The sequence below is a fragment of the Pseudomonas sp. KUIN-1 genome, from assembly GCF_009176725.1.
Taxonomy (GTDB): Bacteria; Pseudomonadota; Gammaproteobacteria; order Pseudomonadales; family Pseudomonadaceae; genus Aquipseudomonas; species Aquipseudomonas fragariae.
The window spans coordinates 4732033-4752275 of sequence record NZ_AP020337.1; the positions used below are offsets into that span (position 1 = coordinate 4732033).

Here is a 20243-nt window from a genome sequence, read left to right on the forward strand (position 1 = left end):
CGGTTACGGTTCGACGCGCGAACCGCAGAATACGGTCTGGCCTTCAGGCCAGAAACCTTGCGGTGACCCATACATAAGGGCGAGCAAAGTGATTACAAGTCTTGGATAGAAATTTTTTACACCCGAACCGGCTGGTCAAAACGAACGCGGCACCCTGAGGTGCCGCGCTGCCGGGGGGTGTGGAGATTACTTGTCGCGATGCTCGAACTCGCCTTCGATGACGTCGGGCTCGCGGGTAGGCTGGTGAATTGCAGTTGGGCGATGACTCGACGCACCGTGATTGGCAGGTGTCTGCAAATCATCGGCGAAGGCCCGCTGACGCATGGCCTGATCTTCGGCGCGCTGGCGGACCTTGTTGATCAGCAGACGACGGGTGATCGGCAGCAGGCAGATGACACCCAGAATGTCGCTGATGAAACCGGGCAACAGCAGCAGCCCGCCGCCCACGGCAACCATCAGGCCTTCGAGCATTTCCTGCGCAGGCAGCTCGCCACGCGCCAGGCTTTCGCGTGCACGCAGCGCCGTCGCAAACCCGGCTACGCGCATCACGAACAAGCCGAGCATCGACGTCGCGACGACCAGCAGAAAGGTCCAGAGAAAGCCGATGGACATCCCGACACGAACCAGCAGAAACAGCTCAAGTACCGGGAATAATAGAAACAGCAGCAAAAAAACACGCATCAAATGAGTTCCTCAAGGGAAGAATGCCTTCCGAGTAGACCGTATGTGATGTCAGAAGGTCGTTAATTCAAGCTCCCTGCACCTGGCTTGCCGCTAAATTATGCGCACAAGTGAGCTGAACCAGGCCTTCACAAACGTGTATCGGTGTATTTCAGGGCTCGCGGCAGACCCGAGACGAACGCGCAAAAACAGCCTATAACGTGCTCTGGCTATGGCATAAGCACTCGCAACCCGCCAGTGATGCCATGGAAACGATCAACTGTGATTGGGCACGCATATGGAATTGAAAGACAAGCTGATAATCATCACCGGCGGCTGCCAGGGGCTGGGCAGAGCCATGGCCGAATACCTGGCCGGCAAAGGCGCCAACCTGGCGCTGCTGGACCTCAATCAGGAGAAACTCGATCAGGCTGTAGCCGCCTGTGAGGCACTCGGGGTCAAGGCTCGCGCCTATCTGTGCAATGTCGCCAACGAAGATCAGGTCGTCGATACGGTCAGCAAGGTCGCCGAGGATTTCGGCGCCATTCATGGCCTGGTCAACAACGCTGGCATTCTGCGTGACGGCCTGCTGGTCAAGGTCAAGGATGGCGAGATGACCAAACTGAGCCTCGCGCAATGGCAGGCGGTGATTGACGTCAATCTGACCGGCGTCTTCCTCTGCACCCGCGAAGTGGCGGCGAAAATGATCGAGCAGAAGAGTCAGGGCGCGATCATCAATATCTCGTCGATTTCACGTGCAGGGAATATCGGACAGACCAACTACTCGGCAGCCAAGGCCGGTGTGGCGGCTGCGACGGTTACCTGGGCAAGGGAACTCGCCCGCTACGGCATCCGTGTGGCAGGCGTGGCGCCGGGGTTCATTGAAACCGAAATGACCGGCAGCATGCGCCCCGAAGCCCTCGAGAAGATGACCTCGGCGATCCCGCTCAAGCGCATGGGCAGGCCGGACGAGATTGCACACTCGGTGGCTTATATTCTGGAAAACGATTATTTCAGCGGACGCATCCTGGAGCTGGATGGCGCGATGCGGATCTAGTCAGCCCGTAAAAGCAGCAGGCGACGCACAGGGTGTGCGTCGCCTGCTCTTCGCTTACCAGCTTACGCCGAAGCCAGCGGTGTAGCGTGTCTTGTCGACATCGCCATTGCTCGAACCACTGATGACGTTCTTCTCGGCTTTCAGGTTAAGCGACGCCCAGTCGGTCACCTTGTAGCGCAGCCCCGCTTCGACATCCAGCGAGTAGTCGGCGACGGAGCTCAGCGGCTTGCCCAGCTCGCCGTTGGTGAAGAATTCGACCTTCTTGCCGATCAGGTAGCGGTTGTAATCCCAGGTGCCGGCAACGGAATAGAAGTTTTCCTTCTCGTCGTTGGAGAACTCGAAATCGGTACGGTTAAGCAGCGCACCGACCTTGAATGCACCCAGTTCGTCATCCCACAGCTGGTAACCCGGACCGGTACCGACTACGCGCTGACGAGACAGATCCTCGACCTTGTCGCGTTTGTAGCTGATGCGACCGTCCCAGAAGAATTTCTCGGTCAGGAAGCGGTCCAGCGAGTACTCGGCGCTCCAGTTGTCAGTGCCGACCACGTCGTCGGTGGTCTCGCGGTTGTAATCGCCCTTGGCGTTGTGACGCCAGTCGCCATGACGAGCCGAGGTCTTGAAGGCGACGTTGTAATCATTGGTATCGTTTTCGGCCTGCTGGAAATCCAGCGCCGCGTCGATGTTGCCTTTCCAGACAAGATCCGTGATAACCGGCTTGGGCTTGATGATCTGATGGATACTTGCCAGATCGACGGTCTTGGGTGCATCGCCATTGGCCAGCACGACCTTGCCGTCATCCGCAGCCTGCAGCGAATTGGAGACCTCACCGCCATGCTCATCCTGCTTGACCAGCAACGGCTGATCGCTTTTCAGGGTCTTGACCTGTTTCCAGTCCAGCGCGATGGCGCCACCGTATTCGGTCTGCAGCAGCAACTTGCCGCCGTCGAACACCTTGATTGTGCCGGTCAGGCGGTCGCCATTCTTCAACCAGACGGTATCGGCAAGCAATGGAGTGGAAACAGCGGTGATTGCAAGGCACAACAGGGTTCTGGACAACATAAGCGATAACTAGGCTCTGTAAGGCGGGAATCGGGCATTTTCCTGCGGGGAGGTGTCGGGGCGATCCATGTACCACCAAGCACGGTGGTAACAGACAGCCCGGACCATCGAAAGTTCAGCGAACGACAATCAATAGCGTTTTATACAGGATTATCGCGTGACAGATCCGGACTTAACATTACCTTACCCAGCGGGACAATCGCCAAACGAGGCGCGACGCACCGCCCTTTACCTGACGATGGCGCAGATACCCGAAGGCAAAGTGGTCGCCTACGGGCAACTTGCCGAACTAGCAGGCCTGGGCCGAGCGGCACGCTGGGTGGGGCGTACCTTGAGCCAGTTGCCGGACGGTTCTTCCCTGCCGTGGCACCGGGTTCTGGGGGCTGGCGGTCGGCTCAGTCTGCCGCCTGGCAGCGTTTCCGGCGACGAACAACGGGCACGTTTACGCGCCGAGGGCGTTACCATTGTGAATAATCGGGTTGATATGCAGCGCCATGGCTGGCGTCCCCTATAGCACAGCGGTTAGAGTGCGCCCTTTGTTTTCGTAACCTGAGGCAGATTCCAGCCCATGCCCCGTAAAACCTGGCGCGCCGCGCTCGCCGCATATGCCAGCCCGTCGACATTAGTGTTACTGCTGCTCGGATTCGCTGCGGGCATGCCTTATATGCTGGTCTTTTCGACATTATCCGTGTGGTTGCGCGAAGCCGGTGTCGCGCGCGAGACCATCGGCTATGCGAGCCTGATCGGCCTTGCCTACGCCTTTAAATGGGTCTGGTCGCCATTGCTCGACCAATGGCGTCTGCCCCTGCTCGGCAAGCTGGGACGTCGTCGCTCCTGGTTGGTGCTTGCACAGAGCCTGGTGATTCTGGGCCTGATCGGCATGGGCTTCTGCGACCCGCAAAAGCATCTCTCGTGGCTGATCGCGATTGCCGTGGTGGTCGCCTTCTCGTCCGCCACGCAAGACATCGCCATTGATGCCTATCGCCTGGAAATTGCCCAGGACACCCAACAGGCTGCCCTGGCCGCCAGCTACATGTCCGGTTACCGGGTGGCTGCACTGCTGGCGACTGCGGGTGCACTGTATTTCGCCGAGGGCTTCGGCTCTACAGGCTTTGCCTACAAGCATTCAGCGTGGACCGGCACCTATGTGCTGTTCGGACTGCTGATGCTGCCCGCGCTGGTCACCACACTGATCATGCGCGAGCCGCCGGTGCCGCTGCGCACCCAGCTGTCGGCAGCGCGCTATGGCTTCACGCACCAGCTGGCCTCGGTGTTCGTGCTGATTGTGCTGCTGGTCTCCGTACCGGCGATGTTTACCCAGCTTTACAATACCGACTTCGCCAGTGTGCTGTTCAACGGCACCAGCTGGATGGACCTGTTGCTGGAAGACCGGGCGTTTTTACGCGCGATTCTCTACACGCTCCTGACAATCGCCTGCCTGTCCTCGATGGGTCGTCGCGGACTGGCACCGGTTCTCACTCCGATCAACGATTTCATCATGCGCTACCGCTGGCAGGCGCTGCTGTTGCTGGGCCTGATCGCGACCTACCGGATGTCGGACACGGTGATGGGCGTCATGGCCAACGTGTTCTACATCGACCAGGGCTTTACCAAGGACCAGATCGCCAGCGTCAGCAAAATCTTCGGCCTGATCATGACCTTGCTGGGGGCCGGTATCGGCGGACTGCTGATCGTGCGCTTCGGCATCATGCCGATCCTGTTCATCGGCGGACTGGCCTCGGCTTCGACCAATATCCTGTTCCTGTTGCTGGCGGACATGGGCCCGAACGTGAAGATGCTGATCGTTACCATCTCGCTGGACAACCTCAGCTCCGGGCTGGCGACATCGGCGTTCGTCGCCTACCTGTCGAGCCTCACCAACCTGAAATTCTCTGCCACGCAATACGCCTTGCTCAGCTCCATCATGCTGCTGCTACCGCGCCTGCTGGGCGGCTATTCCGGTGTGGTGGTGGAAAAGTACGGCTACCACAACTTCTTCCTGATCACCGCGCTGCTGGGCATTCCGACGCTGGTGATGATCATCCTGCAATGGAACCGAGAGATACGCACGGCGAAGACCGAGCCGCCTCAAGAGGCTTCCGTTATCGACAAGCCCTGATCTCTGGCTACCTCATCAAGGAACAACATTGGACACCGAAAACAAAGCACGCGCTTTCAACCCCGTCCCCCTGATCCTTATCAGTCTGGGGATCTGGCTGCCGATCATCGGCACCCTGCTGAGCTCCTACCTGTCACAGGATCCCGCGACCCCTTCCGGGCCAATGGCGTTCGGTGGCGCGGTGGTTCTGCTCGCACAGGTGGAGATCTTCGCCATCATCTTCCTGCTGGTTTATGCGTTCGCCGTAAAACCGTGGAGACTCTCCACAACCCTACGCACGGTGTTCTCGATCAACGCAGTCGCCGCCGTCGTCGCGGCAATCGGCATTATCGTTACGCTGGCCAATATAAGCCTGCAGTAATCGTCGACTAAAAAAGCCCTGGAAAGGTGCTGCTTGAATGAAAATCGCTGAGTTAACAGCGAGAAGAGTGGCCAAAGCTTCTTTGATCGGTGCCCTCTCGGTGAGCCCCTTCAACAGTACAAATATCCGACGGCAAGACGCTGTAGGAAAACTCTGGATTTTTGCTGCGGTAGCGCCCTGCTCAATTTCTGCATTGAGATAAAGGATGTATTCAAGCACCATCCAGGTTATAGATTGTTTCAAAGGATGGAACTCAAGACATGCTGGACGCAAACGCAACCCATATTGCCCTCACGCTGGAGGGGATATCCGTTGATTTTCAGGTACTCGGTTTTGTGGGGCGTGAAGCCCTCAATCAGCCGTTCTGCTTCGACATCGAACTGGTCAGCACCCGCCCCGACCTGAAGCTCGAAGAGTTGCTGCACAAGCGTGGCTGCCTGACCTTCGGTGCCACCGGCAAGGGCCTTGTCCACGGTCTGGTCTATCGCATCACGCAAGGCGACTCCGGCAAAAGCCTGACCCGCTACAGCATCAGGCTCATGCCGCAGCTGGCTTACCTGCGCCACAACCACGACCAACAAATCTTCCAGCAACTGACCGTACCGAAGATCATCGCCCAGGTCCTCGAAGCCCGTGGCATCTTGGCCGACGCCTACAGCTTTCAGCTCGGTGCGACCTACCCCGAGCGCGATTACTGCGTGCAGTACGACGAGTCAGACCTGCATTTCATCCAGCGCCTGTGTGAAGAAGAAGGCATTCACTTCCACTTCCAGCACAGTGCCAGCGGTCACACACTGGTGTTCGGCGATGATCAGACGGTGTTCCGCAAACTGGCGCCAGTGAGCTATCAGCAAGACTCCGGCATGGCCGCTGAAAAGCCGGTGATCAAACGTTTCAACCTGCGCCTGGAAACCCGCACCACCCGCGTCAGCCGGCGCGATTACGATTTCAAAAAGCCAGGCATCCTGCCCGAAAGCGCCGCCAAAAGCGCCTTTGCTCCGGACCTGGAGGACTACGACTACCCTGGCCGCTTCACCAGCCGTGAGCGCGGCAAACAACTGGCGACCCGCGCCTTGGAACGCCATCGCAGCGACTACCAGCTCGCCGAAGGCAAAGGCGACGAGCCGACGCTGGTCAGCGGCCATTTCCTGGCCCTGAACGAACATCCACGCGCAGAGTGGAACGACCTCTGGCTGCTGCTGGAAGTCATTCACGAAGGCAAACAGCCGCAAGTGCTGGGCGCAAACGTCACCAGCGACGTCACGGATAACAAAGACGATTTTCACCAGGGCTACCGTAATCACTTCCTGGCCACGCCGTGGGATGCGCATTACCGCCCTGCCCTGGAGCACCCCAAACCCAAAGCGCTGGGTATCCAGACGGCCTTCGTCACCGGGCCACCGGGTGAAGAAATCCATTGCGACGAATACGGGCGTGTCAAAGTCCAGTTCCATTGGGATCGTGACGGCCAGGCCAACGACAACTCCAGCTGCTGGTTGCGCGTCGCCACTGGCTGGGCCGGAAATGCCTACGGAGGCATCGCCACTCCACGCGTGGGTATGGAGGTACTCGTCACCTTCCTCGAAGGCGACCCCGACCAACCGCTGATCAGCGGCTGCCTGTTTCACAAGGAAAACGTCGTTCCCTACGACCTGCCGGCGAACAAAACCCGCAGCACCTTCAAGACGCTCAGCTCACCGGGCGGCAAGGGCTACAACGAGTTTCGCATCGAAGACAAGAAAGGTGCGGAACAGATCTACCTGCACGCCCAGCGCGACTGGGATGAAAACATCGAGCATGACCAGAAGATCCACATCGGCAATGAGCGGCATGACACGGTCGAGGCCGATGTGTTCAGCGAGTTCAAGGTGGAAGAACATCGAATCACGCACCTGGACCGCAAGACTGAAGCGCGAGCAGATGACCACCTGACCGTCGGCGTGACCCGGCATGTGAAAATCGGGGCGGCGCAGTTTGTAGAAGCCGGTACGGAGATTCACTACCACGCAGGCGACAAGGTGGTGATTGAGGCCGGAGTGGAACTGACCGCCAAGGCAGGTGGCAGCTTCGTCAAGCTGGACGCCGGTGGCGTGACAATCAGCGGTCCCGAGGTGAAGGTCAATACAGGAGGTTCTGCAGGTGTCGGGACCGGGATCGGTATTCTGACGCCACTCGTTCCGGGTGCCGCTGGCGCAGCCATTGCGGGGCAATTACTGAGTCCGCCCCCCATGGGAGAGCTCAGTGCCCAGGCGCCGACGGAAGAGGAGCTTGAGGAAGAGGAAGAAGAGGTTGAGCTGGAAGAGATCACCTTGCGAATCGGGATGTTCTTTGACGGGACGGGCAACAACCGCATCAACAGTGAGCGGGCGTTTGGCTGCTTTGCGTCAGACGTGAACCTGGAGGAAGCCGCTGAAGATATTCGTCAGTACTGCGCGGCTCATGGTTTTGACGGCAAGGGAAGCAGTCCGGATAACAGTTATGGCAATGATGTCAGCAACGTCGCCCGTCTTTATGCCCTTTATATAGACCAGCGGGACATAACACTTCCGATTGACGCCAAAACCGCAAACCTGTCCGTATATTTGGACGGGATCGGTACCAGCAGTACCGCAGGAGATTCCACCTTTTCGCAAGGCACGGGTATGGGTGTGCAGGGCGTCCGGGCGCGAGTTGAAGAAACCCCGCCGCTTATTCTCGAGGCTATCCGAACATTTCAGGACAACAACCCCGATAAGCGTGTCGCTAAAATCGAGTTCGATATTTTCGGCTTCAGCCGTGGTGCTGCCGCAGCCAGGGATTTTGCCAATGAAGTCCTCAAGGGCGAAGGAAGCATTCTGGCTAAGGCGATCCCCGCTGGCACTCCAGGGTTAGTGGACAGCTTTGCCTGGAAGCCGCATATCGATTTTTCCATCAATTTCATTGGCGTTTACGACACGGTCGCGGCCATTGCCAATCCGCTGAAGGGGGACTGGACGGGTAATAACGCTTATAACCCTGGGATCAACATCCATCTGGCGCCAGACGCGGCCCACAAAGTCGTCCAGTTGGTCGCTCGCAATGAACGCCGTTATAACTTTGCCCTCAACAGCCTTGGATCGGCCGATATTGTCCTGCCTGGCGCGCACTCAGACCTGGGCGGCGGTTATTTACCCAAGGCGATGGAGCGCATCCTGCTCAGCAAACCGCGTAAAAGCACGGTTGAAGAAAGGACGTCGTTCGCTGACGCCAACAGTTACAAGCTTGCCCAGCAGGACTTGAGACGGCTTCAAGACCAACTGGCCCCCTATAACCTTCCGTTGGAGATCCGCACGTGGGAGGTGCCGTTTCGTAACACCGACAGAGACAACCGCAAAGACATGAAACACGTGTATGCCGCCGTAAGCAGCCAGCGCGAAGTCCGCGGTGATCTGTCCTTGATCTACTTTCGGATCATGCGCGAACTGGCCGTGAAAAATGGGGTGCCGTTTGGCGAGATAGACGAAGGTGAAATGCGACTCTCTTTACCTGCGGAGCTCGTCCCCATCTCCGAGAAACTGATGGCTTACGCTCAAGGGAAAAGCAGAACAACCGGGCTAACCTCGCAGGAGGAAGAACTGCTGTTTCACCGTTATGTGCATATCTCCGATAACTGGAACGCCGCTAAAAATCTTAACAATAGCGACCTGAACATTATCTTCATCAATCGACCAGACGAAAACTCTGTACGCACGGTGCATCCAAATGAGTAATTTTATCCGTATCGCGCTTGCCGCGTTTCTGCTCGGTGGTTGTACTGTCGCCAGCAGCCAGTCAATGCCTTACAAATCCTGGTATCTGGGGTTCTCGGTCCCCGACTACATGGAAGTCTGGATTGAAACAGCCGATGTGGTTGATATTCAGGACCATATGTACCCACGTGCGATGAGTGGCAACGCATCAATATCAACTCCCCCCAACAACTCAGGCGATCCACGTGGCTGGCCGAAAAGAGCCGGCATAGGTAAAGGTAAGCACGTAACAGGGGCCGACTTGCCCAAACAGATCTATGTCCGTTGGCAATCGCTGGCAGAACCGCAAACGTACCAAATGGTGATTAAAGTCCCCGAGGCGACCAGGGAGCTTATGCGCAAGGGCGAAAAAGTGTTCTGTGCATTTGATGGGAAATGGATCACGGGTTATCGTAATTCAATCGGCGTAAGGCTAGTCCCCGGAGGTATTGCCAAAGTCTGGGTAGGCGGCGCCTGCATGACACCGGTCGAGGTGACTACGGTACACGCGGTGATTGCTCCGCGCGGTCCGTATGAAGGTACGTCTGGTGGCCACCACCGGCCCCTTTCAGCAGTTTCCAAAGCCTATGTCGAGAAGTTTGGTGTGCCGTACGACTCTTGGAAGTAGGTCAGTGCCGGCCCTTTAAGCATTCTGGATGCGAAGGGCTGGCACGTCATATCGTTACTCGACCAGACGAAAGTTCTGTGCGCACGGTGCATCCAAATGATTAATTTTATCCGTATCACTTTTGTCGTTTTTCTGCTCAGTGGCTGCACATTTGCTAGCAGTAGTTCAATGCCTTACAAATCCTGGTATCTGGGGTTCTCTGCCCCCGCTTACATGGAAGTCTGGATCGAAACAGCCGATGTCGTCGATATTCAGGACCACGTATACCCACGTGCGATGAGTGGTAACGCGTCAATATTAACTCCCACAAACAACTCTGGCGATCCGCGAGGTTGGCCAAAAAGAATAGCCCTCGGCAGCGGTAAGAATGTAACAGGTGCCGACTTGCCCAAACAGATCTATGTCCGTTGGCAATCTCTGGCCGAACCGCAAACTTACCTGATGGTGATTAAATTCCCTGAGGCCACTCGAGAGATCATGCTCAAGGGGGAGAAAGTGTTCTGCGCGGCCGATGGGAAATGGATAACGGGTTATCGTGATTCAATTGGTATAAGGCTGGCCCCCGGAGGCATTGCCAAAGTCTGGGTAGGCGGCGCCTGCATGACATCAATCGAGGTGGCTACGGTAAAAGCTATTATTGATCCGCGCGGCCCGTATGAAGGTAAGTCTGGTGGCCACTACCGACCCCTTTCAGCAGTCTCCAAAGCCTATGTCGAGAAGTTTGGTGTGCCGTACGACTCGTGGAAGTAGGTCAGTGCCGGCCCTTTAAGCATCCTGGATGCGAAGGGCTGGCACGTCACATCTTTAATCGACCAGACGAAAGTTCTGTGCTCACGGTGCATCCAAATGATTAATTTTATACGTATCGCGCTCGCCGCACTTCTACTCGGTGGTTGCACTTTCGCCAGCAGCCAGTCAATGCCTTACAAATCCTGGTACCTGGGGTTCTCGGTCCCCGACTACATGGAAGTCTGGATCGAAACAGCAGATGTGGTCGACATTCAGGACCATGTGTTTCAACGTGCGATGAGTGGTACCGCGTCAATATTAACCCCCCCCAACAACTCAGGCGATCCACGTGGCTGGCCGAAAAGAGCCGGCATAGGTAAAGGTAAGCACGTAACAGGGGCCGACTTGCCCAAACAGATCTATGTCCGTTGGCAATCGCTGGCAGAACCGCAAACGTACCAAATGGTGATTAAAATCCCCGAGGCGACCCGGGAGCTCATGCGCAAAGAGGAAAAGGCTTTCTGTTCATTTGGTGGAGAATGGATCACCGGTTATCGTGACTCGATCGGTATAAGGCTGGCTCCTGGAGGTATCGCCAAAGTCTGGGTAGGCGGCGGCTGCATGACACCGATCGAGGTGGCTACGGTAAAAGCCGTGATTGATCCGCGCGGCCCGTATGAAGGTAAGTCTGGTGGCCACTACCGGCCCCTTTCAGCCGTTTCCAAAGCCTATGTCGAGAAGTTTGGTGTGCCGTACGACTCGTGGAAGTAGGTCAGTGCTGGCACTTTTATCATCCTGGATGCGAAGGGCTGGCACGTCACATCTTTAATCGACCAGACGAAAACTCTGTGCGCACGGTGCATCCTAATGATTAATTTTATACGTATCGCGCTCGCCGCGCTTCTGCTCGGTGGTTGCACTTTCGCAAGCAGCCAGTCAATGCCTTATAAATCCTGGTACCTGGGGTTCTCGGTCCCCGACTACATGGAAGTCTGGATCGAAACAGCAGATGTGGTCGACATTCAGGACCATGTGTTTCAACGTGCGATGAGTGGTACCGCGTCAATATTAACCCCCCCCAACAACTCAGGCGATCCACGTGGTTGGCCGAAAAGAGCTGGCATTGGTAAAGGTAAACACGTAACAGGGGCGGACTTGCCCAAGCAGATCTATGTCCGTTGGCAATCGCTGGCCGAACCGCAAACCTACCTGATGGTGATTAAAATCCCAGAGGCCACTCGAGAGATCATGCGCAAGGGGGAGAAAGTGTTCTGCGCGGCCGATGGGAAATGGATCACGGGTTATCGTGATTCAATCGGTGTAAGGCTGGTCCCCGGAGGTATCGCCAGAGTCTGGGTAGGCGGCGCCTGCATGACACCGGTCGAGGTGACTACGGTAAAAGCCGTGATTGATCCGCGCGGTCCGTATGAAGGTAAGTCTGGTGGTAAGTACGACTCTCTTTCCGATGTATCCAAAGCCTATATCGAGAAATTTGGTGTGCCGTACGACTCGTGGAAGTAGGTCAATGCTGGCCCTTTAAGCATCCTGGATGCGAAGGGCTGGCACGTCACATCTTTAATCGATCAGACGAAAACTCTGTGCGCACGGTGCATCCAAATGATTAATTTTATACGTATCACTTTTGTCGTTTTTCTGCTGAGTGGCTGCACATTTGCTAGCAGTAGCTCACTACCTTACAAAGCATGGACTCTAGGGTTCTCTGCTCCTGACTACATGGAGGTCTGGATCGAAACAGCCGATGTGGTCGACATTCAGGACCATGTGTTTCAACGTGCGGCGAGTGGCATTGCGTCAATGCAATCGCCTCCCAACAACTCCGGCAATCCTCGTGGTTGGCCGAAAAGAGGGCCTGCCGGAGGCGGAAAACGTGTGTTAGGCGCGGACTTGCCCAAATATATCCATGTCCGCTGGCAATCGCTGGTTGAACCGCAAACCTACCTGATGGTGATAAAAATCCCCGAGGCCACTCGAGAGATCATGCGCAAGGGGGAAAAAGTGTTCTGCGAGGCCGATGGAAAATGGATCACGGGTTATCGTAAGGCAATCGGCATAAGGCTGATCCCGGGAGGTATCGCCAGGGTTTGGGTAGGCGGCGCCTGCATGACACCGGTCGAGGTGACTACGGTACAAGCCGTTATTGACCCTCGTGGCCCGTATGAAGGTAAGTCTGATGGTGAGTACGACCCTCTCACCGATGCATCCAAAGCCTATGTCGAGAAGTTTGGTGTGCCGTACGACTCTTGGAAGTAGATCAATACTGGCCCTCCAAGCATCCTGGATGCGAAGGGCTGGCACGTCACACCTTTAATCGACCGGACGAAAGTTCTGTGCGCACGGTGCATCCAAATGATTAATTTTATCCGTATCGTTTTTGTCGCTTTTCTGCTTAGCGGCTGCACCTTCGCCAATAGCCAGTCAATGCCCTATAAAGCCTGGCGCTTGGGATTTTCTGCTCCCGCTTACATGGAAGTCTGGATCGAATCGGCGGATGTGGTCGATATTCAGGAACAGGTATATCCACGTGCGATGAGTGGCAACGCTGCAATACTAACGCCCCCCAACAACTCCGGCGATCCCCGAGGCTGGCCTAAAAGAGCAGGTTGGGGTAAGGGCAAGTACGTGACAGGTGCTGACTTGCCCAAACAGATCTATGTCCGCTGGCAATCGCTGGTCGAGCCGCAAACCTACCAGATGGTGATTAAAATCCCCGAGGCGACCCGGGAGCTTATGCGCAAGGGGGAGAAAGTGTTCTGCGCGGCCGATGCGCAATGGATCACCGGATATCGTGAGGCAATAGGTATAAGGCTGGTTCCCGGAGGCATTGCCAAAGTATCGGTAACCGGTCCCTGCATGACACCTATCGAGGTGACTACGATAAAAGCCGTGATTGATCCGCGCGGTCCGTATGAAGGTAAGTCTGGTGGTCACTACAGGCCCCTTTCAGCAGTTTCCAAAGCCTATATCGAGAAGTTTGGTGTGCCGTACGACTCTTGGAAGTAGATCAATACTGGCCCTCCAAGCATCCTGGATGCGAAGGGCTGGCACGTCATATCTTTACTCGACCAGACGAAAGTTCTGTGCGCACGGTGCATCCAAATGATTAATTTTATCCGTATCACTTTTGTCGTTTTTCTGCTCAGTGGCTGCACCTTTGCCAATAGCCAGTCAATGCCCTATAAGGCTTGGCGCTTGGGGTTTTCGGCTCCCGCTTACATGGAAGTCTGGATCGAAACGGCAGATGTGGTCGATATTCAGGACCAGGTATATCCACGTGCAATGAGTGGCATTGCCGCAATGCAAGAGCCTCCTAACAACACCGGCGATCCCCGAGGCTGGCCGAAAAGAGCAAGTTGGGGTAAGGGCAAATACGTTACAGGGGCTGACTTGCCCAAACAGATTTATGTCCGCTGGCAATCGCTGGTCGAGCCGCAAACCTACCAGATGGTGATTAAAATCCCCGAGGCGACCAGGGAGCTTATGCGCAAGGGCGAAAAAGTTTTCTGTACATTTGATGGGAAATGGATCACCGGATATCGTGAGGCAATCGGCATAAGGCTGGTCCCCGGAGGTATTGCCAAAGTATGGGTAACCGGTCCCTGCATGACACCGATCGAGGTGGCTACGGTAAAAGCGGTGATTGATCCGCGCGGCCCGTATGAAGGTAAGTCTGGTGGTGAGTACGCCCCTCCCTCCGATGTCTCCAAAGCCTATGTCGAGAAGTTTGGTGTGCCGTACGACTCTTGGAAGTAGGTCAGCGCTGGCCCTTTAAGCATTCTGGATGCGAAGGGCTGGCACGTCACATCTTTAATCGACCAGACGAAAACTCTGTACGCACGGTGCATCCAAATGAGTAATTTTATACGTATCGCGCTTGCCGCGTTTCTGCTCGGTGGTTGTACTGTCGCCAGTAGTCAGTCAATGCCCTATAAAGCATGGACGCTGGGGTTCTCGGCTCCTGACTACATGGAGGTCTGGATCGAAACAGCCGATGTGGTCGACATTCAGGACCATGTGTTTCAACGTGCGGCGAGTGGCATTGCGTCAATGCAATCGCCTCCCAACAACTCCGGCAATCCTCGTGGTTGGCCGAAAAGAGGGCCTGCCGGAGGCGGAAAACGTGTGATAGGTGCGGAATTGCCCAAATATATCCATGTCCGTTGGCAATCGCTGGTTGAGCCGCAGACCTACCTGATGGTGGTAAAAATACCCGAGGCGACCAGAGAGCTTATGCGCAAGGGCGAAAAAGTTTTCTGTACTTTTAATGGGAAATGGATCACGGGTTATCGTGATTCAATCGGCATAAGGCTGGTACCCGGAGGCATTGCCAGAGTCTGGGTCGGCGGTCCTTGCATGACACCGGTCGAAGTGACTACGGTAAAAGCTATGATTGATCCGCGGGGCCCGTATGAAGGTAAGTCTGGTGGTAAATACGACTCTCTCTCCGATGAATCCAAAGCCTATATCGAAAAATTTGGTGTGCCGTACGACTCTTGGAAGTAGGTCAGCGCTGGCCCTTTAAGCATCCTGGATGCGTAGGGCCATTGTGCTGTTTTCGAAATCGCCTTTCGCTGGACACTGCAACTAAAAAAGCCCCGACTCTCAAGAGCCAGGGCTTTGTCTTACCGCACAAACCCTTATTCCTGAACCACCCGCACAATCCGTTGCGGCAGTGGGATCTCGATGCCGGCGTCCTTCAGGCGGTCGCGCGCTTCGATGTTGAACATCGACGTCACGTCGCCCATGTCGCCACTGCTGGTCCAGACGCGCAGGGACAAGGTAATCGCGTTCTCCCCCAGCGCTGCCACCACAGCCTGGGGGGCCGGGTCCTTGAGGACGCGCGGGTCGTCGGCCATGTCCAGCAGGACCTGCAAGGCCTTCTTGAGATCGGCATCATGGCTGACGCCGATGTCGAAGGTGATCTTGCGGGTCGGTTGACGGTTGGTGTTGGTGATGATGCCGTTGGACAGGTTGCCGTTGGGAATGATCACGGTACGGTTGTCGCCGGTGCGCAGCACGGTGTGGAAGATCTGGATGTTGTCGACGGTTCCCGCCACACCCTGGGCTTCGATCCAGTCACCGATACGGAACGGGCGGAACAACAGAATCAGTACGCCACCGGCGAAGTTCGCCAGGCTGCCTTGCAGGGCCAGACCGATCGCCAGACCGGCCGCACCGATCGCCGCCACGAACGAGGTGGTTTCCACGCCGATCATCGACGCGACGCTGACCACCAGCAGGATTTTCAGAATGACGTTGGCCAGATTACTGACAAAGCCCTGCAAGGCCAGATCGGCGTGTCGCAAGGCCAGCAAGGCGCCCAGTTTGCCGGTCAGCCGGTTGATCAGCCACCAGCCTACGCACAGCGTGACGACTGCCAGCAGCAAGCGGCTGCCGTACTCCATGATCATCGGAATCCAGGCCTGCGACGCTTGCCACAGATGACCGACTTCTGCGTTTAAATCCATCGTTATCTCCTTACTCGTCACGAACTGCGATCAAAACCACGGCGGCCTGCCGTCATTTCAATGCTCAGGGCGATTCGGACTGGCGGGGGAACGCAGGGTTCCCCGGCTTTCAATGCAACGATCAGTCGCGGAAGTTGTTGAATTGCAACGGCATGCCCGAATCGTAGGCACGCAGCGCTGCGATGGCTTCTTGCAGGTCGTCGCGCTTCTTACCGGTCACCCGCACCTGCTCGCCCTGGATGGCGGCCTGGACCTTGAGCTTGGCTTCCTTGATGTGAGCGACGATTTTCTTCGCCAGCTCCTTGTCGATGCCTTCACGCAGGATGACTTCCTGCTTCATCAATTTGCCGGAAGCATAAGCGTCCTTGATCTCGAGGCACTTCGCGTCGATCTTGCGTTTGACCAGCGCCAGCTTGAGGATTTCGATCATGGCCTCCAGCTGGAAGTCTGCTTCTGCGGTCAGCGTGACAGTCAGTTCCTTGAACTCGAACGTGCCTTTGCCTTTGAGGTCATAGCGACGGTCCAGCTCTTTGATAGCGTTGTCGACGGCATTCGTGACTTCGTGTTTATCCAATTCGGACACTACGTCGAACGAGGGCATGTATGTTCTCCAGATAAACGGCGTGCGCACAATTCGGGCACGCATGACTTGACGGTGTGAAAGAACGCTCATTATAACGAGACTTTTCCGGCGTTCACTGTGAGCCTTCCATGCACATCCTTGTTTTCACCTTCTGCAGACCGCTTCAGCGCCATAACGTGCCGCTGTGATGGCGGCGACATGGCATGTTCTCGGTGCGGGCAGCCTGGGCAGTCTCTGGGCGACGCGACTGGCACGCGCGAATCTGCCGGTGCGGTTGATCCTTCGTAACGCGGATCGGCTGGCCGCCTATCAAGCCAATGGCAGCTGCGTGACGCTGGTCGAGAACGATATTGCCCATGCGTACCGGGTCGAAGCACAGACCGCCGACCATCGACAGCCCATCGAACGGCTGCTGGTGGCCTGCAAGGCTTACGAGGCCGAGCAGGCTGTCGCTCAACTGGCTCCGCGACTGACGGCGCAGGCCGACGTCATCCTGCTGCAGAACGGTCTGGGCAGCCAGGATGCAGTGGCCGCACAAATACCCCACGCGCGCTGCCTGTTCGCGTCCAGCACCGAAGGCGCATTTCTGGAGTCGGACTGGCGCGTCAGGTTCGCTGGCCATGGTTTCAACTGGCTGGGTGATGCATCCAACCCGACAGCCCCCGCGCTTGTGCAGGATTTGCACGACAGTGGCATTCCCCACGAATGGACGCCGGACATCCTGACCCGCCTGTGGCGCAAGCTGGCCCTCAACTGTGCGATCAACCCGCTAACGGTCCTGCACGACTGCCGTAATGGTGGCCTGCTCGAACACGCCTGCGAGGTCGCCACGCTGTGCGCCGAGTTGAGCGAACTGCTGGGCCGCTGCGGCCAGCCAGCGGCTGCGCAGGAGTTGCACGCTGAAGTGCTGCGGGTCATCCAGGCGACCGCCGCCAACTACTCATCCATGTATCAGGATGTGCTTCACGGGCGACGCACCGAAATCAGCTACCTGCTGGGTTACGCGTGCGCAGCCGCAGTGCGTCATGGCTGCCCGGCACCGCACCTGCAGCATTTGCAGACGCGTCTGACCGCTCATCTGGCAAGCAAGGGTTTGCGTACCGACTAGCCCGCGCTACCCTGCTCGCATCACCCGTCACTGCGACTTGCCCAATGCCTTTGCGCCAACGCCTGGAAAACCTGCCGGTAGGTCAGAAACTGCTGGCTGCCCTGCTGGTCCTGATGACCACTGTACTGCTGGTCGCCAACCTGACCTTCATCAGCGCGGCCTACTACATCTCTCAGGAGGCGATGGCTCCGCAGGCCCTGCAGACCATCGGCAGGCTGATCAGCAGCGCCAACCTCAACGAGCGGGCCTTGTACTCGCCTGATGAGGCGCGCGCGCTGCTCAAGGAGCTGAGAAGCTACGGGCCGTTGCGTGCCGCAGCCCTGTATGACAACAGCGGCGAGCGGCTTGAACAGATGCATCAGGGCGAAAGCCTTGAGCTGCCCAGACGCTTTAAAGACCTGGATAGCTGGCGCCTCACCGAATTTCGCAGCACGCAAGTCATCACCGTACCCAAAGGTGACGAGCCGCCAGGGCATCTGCTGCTGGTGGCCAGCAGCGAGCTGCCACCGGCCTTCTACACCGGCACGCTCACCGCCAGCCTGGGCATTCTGGTGTTCAGCGTGTTGCTGTGGCTGGTGGTGGCGCGGCAGATTCGCCGACTGATCACCGAGCCCATTTACCAACTGGAAGAATTGTCCCGGCAGGTGACCCGCGAAGAGAACTACGCACTGCGCGCAGAACCCGGCAACGATGATGAAATCGGCAGTCTGGCCGAGGCGTTCAACACCATGCTGTCGCGTATCGAAGCGCGTGAACAGCAACTCAAGCGCGCGCGCGACGACTCGCAGGAAGCCTACGATCAGGCCCAGGGGCTGGCCGAGGAAACCCGCCACACCAACCGCAAGCTGGAGCTGGAAGTCCAGGTGCGCAGCAAGATCGAGAAGAAGCTCACCGGCTTTCAGAATTACCTCAACAGCATCATCGACTCGATGCCCTCGGCGATGATTGCGCTGGATGAACAGTTGTACGTCACCCAGTGGAATCAGGAAGCCACAGCGCTGTCCGGCACCACACTGGACGAAGCGCTGAACCAGCCGATCTTCCTGGCCTTCGAGCCGATGCGCTCGTTTCTGCCGCAGATCAAACACACCGTCGAGCGTCACAGCGTGACCAAGATCGAGCGCGTGACCTGGATCAAGAATGACGAGCCCCGCCACTACGCTCTGACGTTCTATCCGTTGACTGGCGATGCCGGGCGCGGCGTGGTGATCCGGATCGATGACATCACCCAGCGCATATCGCTGGAAGAAATGATGGTGCAGTCGGAAAAAATGCTGTCTGTCGGCGGTCTGGCAGCAGGCATGGCCCATGAGATCAACAACCCGCTGGGCGCCATACTGCACAACGTACAGAACATCCGTCGGCGGCTGTCCCCGGAACTGCCGAAGAACATCGAGCAGGCCGAGGCCGACGGCATCGATCTGGCGCAGGTCAACCATTACCTGGAAAGCCGCGAAGTGCCGAAACTGCTCGACGGTATTCAACAGGCCGGTGCCAGGGCCGCAAAAATTGTCAGCCACATGCTCAATTTCAGCCGCCTGAGCAGTCGGCAGTTATCGCCCTGCGACTTGCCGGCCTTGATCGATCAGGCCGTGGAGATCGCCAGTAACGACTTCGATCTGACCATCGGCTTCGACTTCAAGGGTCAGCACATCATCCGTCAGTTCGACCCCGAACTGGGTCCGGTACCATGCATCGCCAACGAGCTGGAGCAGGTGCTGCTGAACCTGCTGAAGAACGCCGCGCAGGCCATTCACCAGCGGCCGGAGAGCGAAGAGCCAGGGCGCATTACCCTGCGCACGCGTCTCAATCCGCCGTGGGCCGAGATTCAGGTCGAGGACAACGGCATCGGCATGTCGGAGAGCATTCGCAAGCGTACGTTCGAGCCGTTTTTCACCACCAAGGAAATCGGCCAGGGCACCGGGCTGGGTCTGTCGGTGTCCTACTTCATTGTCACCAACAACCACAAAGGCCAGATGGAGGTACATTCCTCTCTCGGCACGGGCACCTGCTTTACGCTGCGTCTACCGCTGGTGGCCAACCCGGTGAGCGTTCAGCAGCAGGTCATTTCAAAATCCTGATCAGGAATCGCATCAATGGGCTTTCGTTTGTCGAAGATTTACACGCGTACCGGCGATGCCGGTGAAACCGGTCTGGGCGATGGCCGACGCGTCTCCAAGGATCATCCGCGCGTCGAGGCCATCGGTGAGGTCGATACGCTCAACAGCCAGCTGGGACTGTTGCTGGCGGGGCTGATCGATGAAGCTCAGCGCGTCCCGGCGCTCAACGAAGTGATCGAAGTACTTGCACCCTGCCAGCACCGACTGTTCGATCTGGGCGGGGAACTGGCCATGCCGACCTACAAGGCGCTGAACGAAGCCGAGGTCGAGCGGCTGGAAGCCGCCATTGATGTCTGGAATGAGGAACTGGGCCCGCTGGAGAATTTCATTTTGCCAGGCGGTTCATCGCTGATCGCCCAAGCGCACATCTGCCGTAGCCTGGCACGCAGTGCAGAACGTCGCTGTCAGCATCTGAATGCCGTCGAGCCGCTGGAAGGCGCAGGGCTGGCGTACATCAACAGGCTGTCGGACCTGCTGTTCGTCGCAGCCCGATTGATCGCCAGACGACAGGGCATTTCCGAGATCCTTTGGCAGCCCGCGCCCAAGCCGCTTTGATGGACATATCCATTAAACGGAGCATCACA

20 protein-coding genes are annotated in these 20243 nt (G+C 57.2%); 16 read left to right on the forward strand and 4 right to left on the reverse strand.

The genetic code is table 11. From position 1 onward, the window contains the following. Positions 1–186: 186 nt before the first annotated feature. Complete coding sequence (locus KUIN1_RS21190; RefSeq protein ID WP_103754475.1) at positions 187–681, reverse strand: FxsA family protein; 495 nt, start codon at positions 679–681, stop codon at positions 187–189. A gap of 277 nt (positions 682–958) precedes the next feature. On the opposite strand from KUIN1_RS21190, the gene KUIN1_RS21195 reads away from it, so the two are divergent. Beyond that, positions 959–1717, forward strand: a complete 759-nt coding sequence (locus KUIN1_RS21195; protein ID WP_103754476.1) for an SDR family oxidoreductase — start codon at positions 959–961, stop codon at positions 1715–1717. A 54-nt stretch (positions 1718–1771) separates the two neighbouring features. On the opposite strand, the gene KUIN1_RS21200 is transcribed toward KUIN1_RS21195, so the two are convergent. Next, on the reverse strand, positions 1772–2779 hold the full coding sequence (locus tag KUIN1_RS21200; protein WP_003405967.1) for a DUF481 domain-containing protein: 1008 nt from the start codon (positions 2777–2779) through the stop codon (positions 1772–1774). A 157-nt stretch (positions 2780–2936) separates the two neighbouring features. Between KUIN1_RS21200 and KUIN1_RS21205 the strand changes: the two genes are divergently transcribed. The 12 genes from KUIN1_RS21205 (at position 2937) to KUIN1_RS21260 (ending at position 14883) form a co-directional block, all read left to right on the forward strand. Beyond that, positions 2937–3293, forward strand: coding sequence for an MGMT family protein (locus KUIN1_RS21205; protein ID WP_011268830.1), 357 nt, complete (start codon positions 2937–2939; stop codon positions 3291–3293). Between the two features lie 54 nt (positions 3294–3347). Beyond that, the gene (locus tag KUIN1_RS21210) at positions 3348–4898 is read left to right on the forward strand and encodes an AmpG family muropeptide MFS transporter (RefSeq protein ID WP_011268831.1); all 1551 of its coding nucleotides are present in this window, start codon (positions 3348–3350) and stop codon (positions 4896–4898) included. Positions 4899–4926: 28 nt separating this feature from the next. Further along, positions 4927–5259: a hypothetical protein gene (locus tag KUIN1_RS21215; protein WP_004416217.1), complete on the forward strand. Its 333-nt coding sequence runs from the start codon at positions 4927–4929 to the stop codon at positions 5257–5259. Positions 5260–5519: 260 nt separating this feature from the next. After that, positions 5520–8987: a type VI secretion system tip protein TssI/VgrG gene (gene tssI / locus KUIN1_RS21220; RefSeq protein WP_152092263.1), complete on the forward strand. Its 3468-nt coding sequence runs from the start codon at positions 5520–5522 to the stop codon at positions 8985–8987. Further along, entirely contained in the window at positions 8980–9633 is a 654-nt protein-coding gene (locus KUIN1_RS21225; protein ID WP_103754857.1) for a DUF2931 family protein, read from the forward strand. The genes tssI and KUIN1_RS21225 overlap by 8 nt, the downstream gene beginning before the upstream one ends. Before the next feature lie 96 nt (positions 9634–9729). Then, a complete protein-coding gene (locus KUIN1_RS21230; RefSeq protein WP_152092264.1) occupies positions 9730–10383 on the forward strand; it encodes a DUF2931 family protein in 654 nt (217 codons plus the stop codon). A gap of 96 nt (positions 10384–10479) precedes the next feature. Then, complete coding sequence (locus tag KUIN1_RS21235; protein ID WP_152092265.1) at positions 10480–11133, forward strand: DUF2931 family protein; 654 nt, start codon at positions 10480–10482, stop codon at positions 11131–11133. A 96-nt stretch (positions 11134–11229) separates the two neighbouring features. Further along, complete coding sequence (locus tag KUIN1_RS21240) at positions 11230–11883, forward strand: DUF2931 family protein (RefSeq protein ID WP_152092266.1); 654 nt, start codon at positions 11230–11232, stop codon at positions 11881–11883. Positions 11884–11979: 96 nt separating this feature from the next. Beyond that, positions 11980–12633, forward strand: coding sequence for a DUF2931 family protein (locus tag KUIN1_RS21245; RefSeq protein ID WP_152092267.1), 654 nt, complete (start codon positions 11980–11982; stop codon positions 12631–12633). A 96-nt stretch (positions 12634–12729) separates the two neighbouring features. Further along, positions 12730–13383 carry a DUF2931 family protein gene (locus KUIN1_RS21250; protein ID WP_152092268.1) on the forward strand — a complete coding sequence of 218 codons (654 nt, stop codon included), beginning with the start codon at positions 12730–12732 and terminating at the stop codon, positions 13381–13383. Positions 13384–13479: 96 nt separating this feature from the next. Next, on the forward strand, positions 13480–14133 hold the full coding sequence (locus tag KUIN1_RS21255) for a DUF2931 family protein (protein WP_152092269.1): 654 nt from the start codon (positions 13480–13482) through the stop codon (positions 14131–14133). A 96-nt stretch (positions 14134–14229) separates the two neighbouring features. Beyond that, on the forward strand, positions 14230–14883 hold the full coding sequence (locus tag KUIN1_RS21260; RefSeq protein ID WP_152092270.1) for a DUF2931 family protein: 654 nt from the start codon (positions 14230–14232) through the stop codon (positions 14881–14883). Between the two features lie 134 nt (positions 14884–15017). Here the strand turns inward: KUIN1_RS21260 and KUIN1_RS21265 are convergent, their stop codons facing one another. Then, the gene (locus tag KUIN1_RS21265; protein ID WP_003405984.1) at positions 15018–15848 is read right to left on the reverse strand and encodes a mechanosensitive ion channel family protein; all 831 of its coding nucleotides are present in this window, start codon (positions 15846–15848) and stop codon (positions 15018–15020) included. 121 nt (positions 15849–15969) lie between these two features. Beyond that, positions 15970–16449, reverse strand: a complete 480-nt coding sequence (locus KUIN1_RS21270) for a YajQ family cyclic di-GMP-binding protein (protein ID WP_003304827.1) — start codon at positions 16447–16449, stop codon at positions 15970–15972. A 169-nt stretch (positions 16450–16618) separates the two neighbouring features. Here KUIN1_RS21270 and KUIN1_RS21275 point away from each other — a divergent pair, with 169 nt between their 5' ends. The 3 genes from KUIN1_RS21275 to KUIN1_RS21285 are packed head-to-tail and all read left to right on the forward strand — an operon-like array spanning position 16619 to position 20214. Then, a complete protein-coding gene (locus KUIN1_RS21275; protein WP_152092271.1) occupies positions 16619–17539 on the forward strand; it encodes a putative 2-dehydropantoate 2-reductase in 921 nt (306 codons plus the stop codon). Positions 17540–17583: 44 nt separating this feature from the next. After that, positions 17584–19620: a sensor histidine kinase gene (locus KUIN1_RS21280; protein WP_152092272.1), complete on the forward strand. Its 2037-nt coding sequence runs from the start codon at positions 17584–17586 to the stop codon at positions 19618–19620. A 15-nt stretch (positions 19621–19635) separates the two neighbouring features. Next, a complete protein-coding gene (locus KUIN1_RS21285; protein WP_011268839.1) occupies positions 19636–20214 on the forward strand; it encodes a cob(I)yrinic acid a,c-diamide adenosyltransferase in 579 nt (192 codons plus the stop codon). Positions 20215–20243: the final 29 nt, after the last annotated feature.